We start from the raw sequence: 11,831 nt of genomic DNA on the forward strand, positions 1-11,831 counted from the left end.
GATATATTAAAAGAAAAAGTTTTACTTTCAAAAGAGATTATTGACCTCATAATCGATAGTTTTATTAAGGCTTTGCCTTGTTATATCAAGGAAAAGCTATCGCTTTTCTCCTGCGAAAGTTGAGTTACATATATTTCACTATCAATTTTATATATTTCTCTTATCATCTCTCTTGTAAGGACTTTTTCAGGTGCTCCATGAGAATAAACACTACCGTCTTTCATAACAACAATATTGTCAGCATACCTTGAGGCCAGATTTATATCGTGCATCACAATTATCACAATCATTTTTTTATCATATGCTAAATTTGATATCGTATTGAGCAATGAAAATTGACGATGTATATCCAGATTATTCAATGGTTCATCCAATATTAGAATTTCTGGTTCTTTAATTATTGCTTGAGCCAGCAGCACCATTTGAAGCTGTCCACCACTTAATTCGTTGATTTTATTTTTTGCCAGATGCTGCAGTTCAAAAGCATCTAGAATATCATTCACCTTCCGCTCCTGCTTTTTGCTGACCTTAAGAGTCAGTGTGTTCATAAGCCCTAAAAGCACAGCTTCAAAAGCAGTAATTGAAGCATCATTTTGTGATGTCTGCGGCAAATAGCCCACCTTTTGTTTAATAAATCCTTTTTTCTGCTTCTCAAGTCTTTCACCCCGGTAATACATTTCACCATCACATTTGTATATGTTTAAAATACATTTAATAAGTGTAGACTTCCCTGAGCCATTCGGACCTATAATGGCAGTTACATTATTATCAAAAGTCAAACTGATATTATTCAACGAAAATTTAGAAGAGCATCTATAATTAATATTCTGTACTCTAAGAGTCATACTCATCTCACCTGCCTTGTTTTAAAATAAGTACCAATAGAAATGGAATACCTATAATTGAAGTAATTATTCCCAGTGGAATCTGCACTCCAGCTATGGCAACCTTGCTCATTACCGATGAAACTGACAGCATAAAGGCCCCGGTAAGCATAGACGCTGGAATAAAAAATCTTTGTTCTTCCCCTACCAGAGATTTTGCTATATAAGGTGCAACCAGCCCAATAAAACCTATGGTTCCAACAAAACAAACCGCAATAGATGTTATCAATGAAGACAATATCAAAACTTTTGTTCTTAAATTTTCCACATTAATTCCTAATGCTGCTGCAGTATTTTCCCCCATGCATAATGATGTCAGTTTCCATGATTCTCTAAAAAGAATTGGTATAACTATTACAAGTACTATAAAAACTATTGTATCCTGCTGCCATGAAGCTCCTAAAATAGATCCCTGTGACCAATTACTTATATTTCTTAAAATTTCATCTGGTACAAAATATACAAGAATAGAATTTAATGCTGTAAACATAAAGCTTATTGCAATCCCCGCCAAAATTATGGTTCCCCTGTCCTTTCTTGCTTTTCCAATAGTATAAATAAAAAAGGATGATATTAACGAGAATGCAAAAGCAAATATGGGAGTAGCGTAATTGTTCATGGATTTAGGCAAAAATGCATATCCAAAAATCAGAGACAATGATGCTCCAAAAGATGCTGCCGAAGATATTCCAAGTGTATAGGGACTAGCAAGATTATTATTAAGTATAGTCTGCATCTCCATACCTGCAACTGCTAATCCTGCCCCGGCCAATAGTGCCATAGTTGCTATTGGTACTCTAATTACCCTGACAATTATATTCACTTTCCTGCCCAGTGACTCAGGGTTTGTCAATGAAGTGATTACATCGAAAATATTCAGCATTGCCGGCCCAGTTGAGAGATCAATTACGAAACTTGTTAATACAAGCAGTATTAAGATCATCAATACTATTACTTTTCGCATAATGGCTAACTTGTAATTTTGAGACTTTCCAACAACAATTTTTTTAGAGCTTATATCCACAATTTTTCCCTCCTTCCAAATTAATTCTGGTCAGCATTTCGAAATGAGTTTATAAAAATAAACCAAATTCAATATGTCCTCAAGTAAAAATATGGCTCCTTCCAGCCCAGCATACCCACTTTTACTTATGCTGAACTTGTCAAATACCGGGTAAGTATATTGTAAAAAAGGAATATCCAGCTCATTAGCTAATTCCCTATCAAAAGATGATCCAAAAATCATTATTGAATCAGATCTAATCACTTCATCTCGTATTATTTCCCTATCTCTTTTTTGTTCAGTATCAGTTAAAACATCTACAAACATTCCCAGCTCAATTTCCAGAAAATTTTTTAGGCCGTATATTCTTGCTTTATCTCCTAAAACAGCTACAGGCATCCCTTTAAAATCATCTGCAAATGGTCGAAATCTATTTAACAATTCTAAAGATGATATCTCCTTTCCACAGAAATTCCCAGAAACTTCAATATGCAGTGACCCCAATATTTTATTGACAAAAATCCTGCTGCCCGCTACTCCATACGGATAGTTGACAATTATATATGGAGTTCCAAATTTTTGCTTTAACATTTCTCCGACAAACTCAAACCCATACAATACCACATTTAAACTGGCTGATGGTATTTTCATAATATTCTGGTAGCAGTCATAGGGGAAAATTGAATTTATATATACTGAATCTTTCAGCATATTTTCTATATTAACCAGATCGGAATCAATCTTATAATCATCAGAGAAAAAGCCTATCAAATTAACTGAATTTTCAATTATTTTTTTTTGTATCATTTCATCTATTAATAATTTAAATGCATTCTTGCTGCCCTTCACACCCTCATCACTAAAACCCGGCTCCTTCAGCAGAAAAATATTTTTTAAATTGTTTTTCTGCTTAAACCTGCTAATAACTTTTTCAGCATCATCATTTATCATTTCAGGTATACATCCAGTTATTACATAGATAATTTTTGCTTTATACAGTTTCACTGCATTCTTTAAAGCTTCCTCTAAAATCTTTTCTCCTCCATTTATTATCTCTTCTTCATATATAACTGTAGATGTCTGCCTTATATCATTTATTTTCGATGAGATATGAAATGCCAGGGTACCCCAATTGCAGCCAACTGTCGAATGAATCAAAATTACAGAATCTTTAATGCTTATAACTACCCTGTATGCTCCAAACAATCCACATTCATTGTCACAATCCACATTTTTTTCCTTCTCTCTGCAGCCAGAGAATATCCCACATTTTTCTACTCACTTCCTCATTAAAATTCACATTACTATAATCACTTAAAAAACTTCTGTTTTTGTTAAAAACAGTTCTATTAATCCTATCTATATAATTGAAAATAAATTTTTCATAATTATCAAAATCCAACGGCATAAACGATGGCGGATTGATATGTCCAGAATTTTGATTATACATATCTCCAATACATAAATCTACATTTTCTTCAAATTTAGTTATTTTCCGTTCACTAAAATTAACTTCCCAATCAACTTCATAATCCAGTTCGCCTAAACCCTTCATTATATTTTCTTTTGCCATCTTAAATAATGTATCTTCAGGAAACAAACTCATGTACCTATTTTGCTTAACTGCAACAACTATATATTTTATTTTTAGTTTTAGTACACGACCATAAAAATAAATCAGCTTATATATATATCTAAAATTTTCACAACATATAGCACAAGTATATTTACTTATCTGAAGCAGTTGTTTTTTTAAATTCTTTTCAATATCAACTTTTCGTCCATTCAAATATTTATTTAATCTCTCATATAATCCAATTTTCTCAGCTATATCTATATAAAATTCTTCAATTCCACTTAAACCTCTATAGCCATAATCTTCATTTTTGACTATTATAAATTCCGTTCCATACAATTCCTTCATTTTTATTACCCATTTAATACGGCTGCTTACTATATTAAGTAATGCTCTGGGTGCTGTTTCCAGTTCTCCCACAGAACAGTTCGGTATAAACGCATTTATTTTTATTCCCATATTTTTAAATTCTTTCTTTACACCATTTATCATGGCATCTTCATGAATCCCCCAGTAAAAGCCGCATATATTTACCAGTCTACTATCTACTTCTTGAGGTTTCATTATATTTCGAACTATTGCTTCCATAGCCTCTGAAAATCCACAGCTTTTCAAATTACCATCATGAATTTTTCCCTTACCAATATTATTTTCATAAAAACTTCTTCTTGCATTGCCTCTCTTATCAGCATGCGAAATTCTCTCTGACCTGACATATATCAGCTTGCAAGCAATTTCCGGCTGTATCTCTTTAATAACTCCTTCTATATCGTCATTAGTCATATCCACAGAAGATGCTGGAATAATGCCAATTAATGATGGATTATATCTTCTCACTGTCTCAATAATTGTCTTTTTTAATTTCCCACTTCCTCCCATTATGATATCTCTCTCTTCTAACCCTGTGCATTTTAGATTATATGCAGGCTGCCAACTCCTTCTACAAACATATCTGTAATGAAATCCACATCCACTAGAACCGTGTAAAATAGGTATTGCATTTTTAATTGTTGAAATCGCAAATATAGCTCCAGAAACTTTTCCACTTGGTGTAAACTCATGAACATATGGGATTCTATCATATAGATAACTATTTTTATAAAACTCCCTTAAATTTGTCTCCATTTTACCCCTCCTTTCTATAATGAATATTTCTTTTAATGATATACTACCCAGCTTTCCAGATTGTCATCTTATTTATATGAATATTGTTCACTGTCAATTTCCTTTGAACGAAAAGCTCTTTCCCAGTCATTTGCAACTACCTCCAAAATATTTAGCATCCCATCATATCCAAAATAAGGTTTATCCACGTAAATATCTAAATTTGTCGGACTCAACACATCAAAAGCAATTCTAATTCCAACCTCTTTAGCCATATACTTCTCCCAGGCTGAACCAAAGACCGCATCTGCATCAGTATTTTTCAAGACTTCTTTTATCTGATATCCATCTACTCCAAAAGCAACTTTAGCAGATGATATACCCAGAGAACGCAGTTCATTTTTTAAAATATTTCGCGATTGATATATATCGGACCTAATTAATATAACCTCCGGAATCATTTCTAGTTCTTCGAATAACATTCTAATCAGTCCGATTCCCATAGTAGCATCGGCAGATAGAACTATTTTACAATTATGATAGCGTGGAATCATCATAAGTGCCCTCTTCCTAAGAAGATCCATTACCTTTTTCTCCCCCATTTTTACAATGGTATCCACTTCTTTACTTACATCAAAATACTCACCTAATCGTCTAAGCCATCTTGCTGTATTTTTTAAGCCAATAGGCAAAGGTATGTCATCAAGAATTAAAGGTATTCCATGAATTCTCTGCATTTCCTGTGCAAATTCATAACCTGCATCATGACTTAAAACTATATTGGCAGATGCTTTTCCTGCATTTCTTAAATCAAAAATCGACATATCTTTTGACAGTACTGTCTGCACCTTAATTCCTAATTTCTCAAAAATATCAATAACCCATTTTAAATCAGACCACCATGTAGGATTTGAATTGGCCTGTGGTGCCACAATATTAACACTCTTCTTATTTTTCACATCAAATTTTTTTATTAAAGGCAGCAGAGAATTCAAACCTATATTCAATCCATCATAACTATTTCCGCGAAACCCTCCAGCCATAATGGGAATAAGCCTTGCATTGACATTGGACTGTACTTCTCTGCATATACCTTCTATATCTTCACCTATGATATCTGCAGCACACGTACCAATCACAAACATGACCTTAGAGTTGAATGTGCTGTCTGCTTCCTTTATCAAATTCACCAGCTTTTCTGAAGCGCCCAATATAACATCGGATTCAAATAAACGCGTACATCCTATTTTTCTTTTTGTAAAATCAACTTCATGTTTATCATAGGCCGTTCCTACAGTTGCGGCACAGCCTTGTGGTGAATGGATTACCACGCTTGCTTCTTTTATTCCAGCTACAACACTGGCCACACCTTCCAAAGCACAACTTATGATAGGATCCTTACTGTACTTGCATTCTTCAAAAGTTATTTCATCATACACTGTCCTCGCCTCCCATGAGCATATACTGTACAATCAGGCAAATCCTGACTCAATTTTGGTGTCAGTGATTTAGCTGATGATAATCCACAATTTTTTGGAAATACCATTGTCTTGTATAAAAAGCTTCTCGGCCTGAATGAATACTGTAATGCAGTATTGATACACTTTGCAACTTTCAAGGCACCTCTGTAGCCGAATCTTGGACGATTTAATATAGCATTCAGATCTATTACCGGTATATTGGGAAAGCTCAGCGAAGATCCAAAATATACTAGAGATTTTATATCCATGTCCCCAAGAAAGAGCAGCAGCTCATCTTCTGTCTGCCTCATGGATTCATATTTGCCAAAGGCAAGTGTTCCTTTCGTTATCAATATCTCAGGGTCTATACCCGTTTCCAGCAGATAATCTATGCTCGTCCGTCTTGCTTCTGTACTCCAGGGATGGAAATTGAATATAATTGGTCTCATTTCAAAATCACATTTTAACATATGGGCAATGGACAGAGACTTCACAGCATCATGTCCTTCAACAATACCGATTTTACCTTTTAAATATTTTTTGCTTTCTTCAAATTCTTTCTTTATGAACATATACTCCTTCTCAATTAAATCTTCAGCTTCTTTTTCCATATTCAAATACTTTGCTGCTCCCCTGATCCACCTTTCCGTTGCCGCAATTCCATAGGGAAGTATTGTAGAATTAATAGGCGTACCGAATTTTTCTTCCATAGATTTACCTATAGCATAGCCTATATCAAGGCATAAGGCACAATTAACGGCCACGCTGGGAGCTCTTTTGATCTCTGATAAAGTACAATTTCCTGCAATAACTGAATTCACTTCTGCTCCCATACCTTTTATAAGTCTTATCAGTTCTTTTACATCTGTATCCACCTCAGTTCTTTCAGCCCCCATTTTACCGCCTACAATATTAACCATATGTGACATTTCTGCTCTACTCTGTTCAGTAGGCTCATCCATTAGATTCACTATTTGCTTAAATACAAGATCGAAACCACTCCTGTATTCCCCTGAAAAACCTTCACAGTGTATTGACATCAACCTGGCATTTACTTCTGATTCCATTTTTTCTATAATGCTGTCAACATTATCTCCTATGATACCTGTAGCACAGCTAGTGGCCACAAAAATAACTTCGGGACTGTATTTCTTGTCTACTTCCTTAATAGCACCCCATAATTCCTTGGCTCCCCCATAGATAACATTTTTTTCCCCTATATTTGTGCTTATAACTGGTTCATAAGTTTGACCGCTGTTACGACAATTTGTAAGTTTATAGGCCTGTTTTACACCATAAGCACATCCACTGGGTCCATGTGTAATAATAATGGAATTCTTTATACCACTTAAAATTTTAGTAGCAGTCCAAAACTTGCACGGTCTGGTATGGCTTCCCTGCAGATTGGTTTCAATTTTCCCTTTTTTAGCCAGTTCATAAAGTTCACTGAGTTTTCCGTGAAATTTTACACTATCAGCTATAATCGACATAATTTATTCCCTCCCTAAATTTTATGTATAGCCAAGTTTTAAGTTTAAAACTTGGCTATACATCACTTATGACCTATTGATTTATCTATTTTTTACCATACATTCAGCAGCCATTCTCTATCGTGCTTATTTTCCATATTCACAAATAAAGTATTTGCAATAGTTTCTGCAAGAATTTCCGCTCCCTTGTATCCTACAACAGGATATTTCCACAATCCGGCCCTGTCAAAAGTAGGAAACCCTACCCTCACCATGGGTATATCATTGTCGATGGCAATAAATCTTCCTTTGGAATGTCCCATAATCAGGTCAAGATCAACGGATTTATTTTTTATTCTTGTTTCCAATTCCCACAAATCAGCATTGCAAACAACTTCTATATCACAATTTGCCTTTTCTTCTAATTTACTCAATCTAGGATCTTTTTCATAACCTTTATTATCATCGCCGAACAAAAGGAGTACAGGCTGTAGTTCGCATTCTATACAAAAATCCGCAAGTCCCATAACTAAATCCGGATCACCGTAAATAGCAACTTTTTTATCTGCCAAAAACATATGTGCAAGATCAGCCATGGCATTTATAGCTCTTCCGCGCTCCACAACCAGTGATTGTGGGATATTTTTACCTGTAAGCCTGCTTATATTTTTAATAAATCTATCTGTATTTTCTATCCCTACAGGCATGGAATCAACTACGGCAGGCACATTGAATTTATCCTCCAACAGCTTAGCTGCATCTCCGCCTTCATATTTGCATACAGCTATTGTTCCAATAGCATTGGCACTGCCTGCAATGTCCTCTATGGTTGTACTTCCATACGCAAAGCTGGATTTATCCGGCATAATCGGAGTATCAAAGCTCTCAGTATCCAGCAATATATTACCTTCCACTTTCATTTCATTTAATATATATTTTATTTCGGATACATCTCCAGGATTTATCCACCCGGTAATTATATTTAATTTACCATTTGGCTCACCTTTTTCAGCCAGTTCGGAAACGAATGCTTTAATTGCTACATCGTATCCACTTACCTGGCTGCCACTATAACTTGGTGTGTGCATCGGGATTATCTCAACTTTTCTATCGGGATATTCTTCCGCCAGTTTTTCACTCATTTTTTTAACCGTTCCTTCTACATCGTCACCAATAGTTTCTGTAGAACATGTAGTTATAACAGGAATAACCTTCAAATCCGGATATCTATCTACAAGAGTCTGTACACCATCTTCAATTCTTTTTTTTCCGCCGAAAACAGCTGCGTCTTCATGTAGGGAAGAAGAAGCAATATCAAAATTTTCTTTGAAGTGCTGGGCAAATAATAATCTGACAAAAGTACAGCATCCCTGTCCACCATGTACTAGGGGTATGCAATTTTTCACACCTATACTTGCAAATTGTGCACCACACGGCTGACAGTCAAAAATAGGATTTATTATACCTGAACGTTTCCTTCGATTTATTGTAACAGACATTTTATCACCTCTTGAATAATTTAATTTGCCATTAATTAATAAAATGGAACTCTCAGTTCTTCATTTCTCGATTTGTCAACTGCAATCTCAGTAATTTTCTTTTTGACATCTTCCATTATTTCCTTCTTTTTTTCCGCATCTATATCCTCCAGCCATGGAAACTTTTCCTTGAATTCATCGGTGAGGACTTTACCATCAGCATAAAAATATTTCTCCATCAATGTTTCAGTAGATATCTTATCTTTTTGGTTCAATAACAAATTCGTAACTACACCTAAAATGCCATTTATATTTTCTTCCCTGTCCCAAGACCTAGAGTGAAACTGCCACAAGCATCTCTCTAAAATAAATGCGCTCAATTTATCAGCTTTTTCATCCATAATCCTTTATGCCTCCTTACTTATATCTTTTCCTGCAAGTTTCCAGAGCGGGGAGTTTATAGCATTATACAAATCCCTGGCCATATTTACAGCACCTTCAAATCCCATATACGGTCCATTGTGATATCCATGTCCGTTGATATAAGGCACATGTACCTTTTTTACAAGGTCGCCAACTCTAGGTCCTGTCAATATAACATCAGGTTTGACCATATCTATCACTTCAAAAAACTCAAGCTCATTTCCATCATCAATGTATATGGTATCTTTTCTCCCACGGGATATTACCTTTTCGAAATCTTCCTGATGACCAAATTTAGACGACATAGCCACTACTTTCATTCCAAGATCATCTTCCAGGGACTTGGTCCAGTGCCACAACCTCGGTCCCCCTGTCCATATACAAACTTTTTTGTTTTTCAACCTTTCTTTATACCAGTCCAGTTTGTCTTTCCACTTAGCTGTTTCTTCCGCAATTATTTCTTCAGCCTTGTCTTCAATTCCGAAAAATGCTCCTATTTTTCTCAGGCCTTCCACTCCGTATCTAAAACCCCAGGAATCAATGTCCATCCTCGGTATTCCATATTTCTTTTTTAATTCATTAGCTATATATCCTGCAGATCTGGCACAGTTTGTAACACTTAATTTAGCCCTGTGCATGCCTCTAAGTCCATCGTAAGTCCCATTTCCTGTAAAATACCCTATGACCTGTATCCCCATTTTCTTAAAATATTTATCTAGAACAAAAGTATCTCCTTGAATATTGTAATCACCAATAATATTTATGGTATATGGACTGGTTATTTTGGGTTCATAAGTTCCCACCTTTTCCTTCATAAAATTTATATTGAATTCATGATGTCCTTTTGATTGACTGACTCCTGCAAACCCCGGACACAATACGCAAAATATATCTACATCCCCAAGTTCATTTTCAACTTCTCCGGCAATTGATTTTATATCATCACCAATCAATGCCGTAGCACAAGTCACATAAACTATCATTCTCTTTATATCAGGAAAAGCAGCAAAAGCTTCCTTTATACTATCTTTTAATTTTTTCTGGCCGCCAAATACAACATTCCTTTCTTTTACATCCGTTGAATAGGCATATTTTAATTGAAAGTTGCCATTGTCACTTGGATAACGCTTCGTGTGCCATGTATTATAAGTACATCCCACAGGTCCATGAACTAAATTTATAGTATCTTTAAGGACCCCGCCTATTACCAGTTTAGCTCCGCAATAACTGCATCCTCTTTCCGATAATGTTCCAGGAATAGTAGCTATATTTGAAGCTGGTAGATATTGAGTTAAATCTTCTCCCTGTTTTTTTATATAAACATGTTTTTTTCTTTCGGGTATTGTTTCATCACATTTAAATAATTTTAACGGCATAGCTATACCTCCATTCTTAAAATTTATTCAGTTATCTGCCTATAATGTTTATCAAATTCATAGTACAGAAGTACAGAAACAAGTTGCGTTTCAATCCATAAGACCATGTTCCATCATTATGGCTTCCAGCTCATCCTGGGCCATTGGCTTTGGTATTACAAACATGTCGTTTCCATCTATAGCCTGGGCAAGTGACCTGTATTCATCTGCCTGCTTGGCTTTTGGATTATACTGTATAACCGTCTGCTTGTTTATCTCCGCCTCTGTAACCTCCGGGCTTCTCGGTACAAAATATATAAGCTGACTTCCCAGTTTCTTTGCAAATGCATCAAGAAGTTCTCTTTCATTGGCAACTTTTCTGCTGTTGCATATTATACCTCCCAATCTGACTCCACCTGCATTTGCAAATTTGCTTATGCCTTTTGATATGTTGTTTGCCGCATACATGGCCATCATCTCACCGCTGGCTACTATATATATTTCCTGGGCCTTTCCTTCACGTATAGGCATTGCAAATCCACCACAGACAACATCACCTAATACATCATAAAAAACATAGTCCAGATCATCCGTATAAGCTCCCAGCTGCTCCAGCATATTAATAGAAGTTATAATACCTCTTCCGGCACAGCCGACTCCCGGCTCCGGTCCACCGGATTCAACACATTTTATGTTCTCAAATCCCTTTTTCAATATTGAATCCAGATCTACATCCTCACCTTCTTCTCTCAGGGTATCCAAAACTGTCTTCTGAGCTAGTCCACCCATTAGAAGTCTAGTTGAATCAGCTTTTGGATCACAACCTACTACCATTATGTGCTTTCCCATTTCTGCCAGCCCTGAAGTAAGATTTTGCGTTGTAGTGGATTTTCCAATTCCACCTTTTCCATAAATAGCTACCTGTCTCATTGATCATTCCTCCTAAAATTTTATGCAATTAAATATATCAAAACAATATATTTTCCATTTAGATGTGTTTTGTATTATTTCGTTTGATTATATTTCAATTTTTATTAAATGTCAATATTTTTTCAATATTTTTTATTAAATTATAAAAA

At 35.3% G+C, this 11,831-nt stretch carries 10 protein-coding genes; all 10 read right to left on the bottom strand.

Annotated features, from left to right (window positions below):
* Positions 1 to 80: 80 nt before the first annotated feature.
* The 10 genes from CLLU_RS16390 to nifH all read right to left on the bottom strand — a co-directional run bounded on the left by CLLU_RS16390 (position 81) and on the right by nifH (position 11,682).
* Positions 81 to 845, bottom strand: a complete 765-nt coding sequence (locus tag CLLU_RS16390) for an ABC transporter ATP-binding protein (protein WP_106010846.1) — start codon at positions 843 to 845, stop codon at positions 81 to 83.
* 7 nt (positions 846 to 852) lie between these two features.
* Entirely contained in the window at positions 853 to 1,908 is a 1,056-nt protein-coding gene (locus CLLU_RS16395) for a FecCD family ABC transporter permease (RefSeq protein ID WP_106010847.1), read from the bottom strand.
* Between the two features lie 30 nt (positions 1,909 to 1,938).
* The gene (locus tag CLLU_RS16400) at positions 1,939 to 3,117 is read right to left on the bottom strand and encodes a nitrogenase component 1 (protein WP_106010848.1); all 1,179 of its coding nucleotides are present in this window, start codon (positions 3,115 to 3,117) and stop codon (positions 1,939 to 1,941) included.
* On the bottom strand, positions 3,107 to 4,588 hold the full coding sequence (locus tag CLLU_RS16405; RefSeq protein ID WP_106010849.1) for a nitrogenase component 1: 1,482 nt from the start codon (positions 4,586 to 4,588) through the stop codon (positions 3,107 to 3,109). The genes CLLU_RS16400 and CLLU_RS16405 overlap by 11 nt, the downstream gene beginning before the upstream one ends.
* 68 nt (positions 4,589 to 4,656) lie before the next feature.
* Positions 4,657 to 6,006: a nitrogenase component 1 gene (locus CLLU_RS16410; protein WP_106010850.1), complete on the bottom strand. Its 1,350-nt coding sequence runs from the start codon at positions 6,004 to 6,006 to the stop codon at positions 4,657 to 4,659.
* The gene (locus tag CLLU_RS16415) at positions 5,991 to 7,517 is read right to left on the bottom strand and encodes a nitrogenase component 1 (protein WP_106010851.1); all 1,527 of its coding nucleotides are present in this window, start codon (positions 7,515 to 7,517) and stop codon (positions 5,991 to 5,993) included. The genes CLLU_RS16410 and CLLU_RS16415 overlap by 16 nt, the downstream gene beginning before the upstream one ends.
* Positions 7,518 to 7,609: 92 nt before the next feature.
* A complete protein-coding gene (locus tag CLLU_RS16420) occupies positions 7,610 to 8,995 on the bottom strand; it encodes a nitrogenase component 1 (protein WP_106010852.1) in 1,386 nt (461 codons plus the stop codon).
* 35 nt (positions 8,996 to 9,030) lie between these two features.
* Entirely contained in the window at positions 9,031 to 9,375 is a 345-nt protein-coding gene (locus tag CLLU_RS16425; protein ID WP_106010853.1) for a Fe-only/vanadium nitrogenase subunit delta, read from the bottom strand.
* A gap of 6 nt (positions 9,376 to 9,381) precedes the next feature.
* Positions 9,382 to 10,773 carry a nitrogenase vanadium-iron protein, alpha chain gene (gene vnfD, locus CLLU_RS16430; protein WP_106010854.1) on the bottom strand — a complete coding sequence of 464 codons (1,392 nt, stop codon included), beginning with the start codon at positions 10,771 to 10,773 and terminating at the stop codon, positions 9,382 to 9,384.
* Between the two features lie 90 nt (positions 10,774 to 10,863).
* Positions 10,864 to 11,682 carry a nitrogenase iron protein gene (nifH, locus tag CLLU_RS16435; RefSeq protein ID WP_106010855.1) on the bottom strand — a complete coding sequence of 273 codons (819 nt, stop codon included), beginning with the start codon at positions 11,680 to 11,682 and terminating at the stop codon, positions 10,864 to 10,866.
* Positions 11,683 to 11,831 lie beyond the last annotated feature (149 nt).

This window comes from Clostridium luticellarii, assembly GCF_002995845.1.
GTDB classification, from domain to species: Bacteria; Bacillota; Clostridia; order Clostridiales; family Clostridiaceae; genus Clostridium_B; species Clostridium_B luticellarii.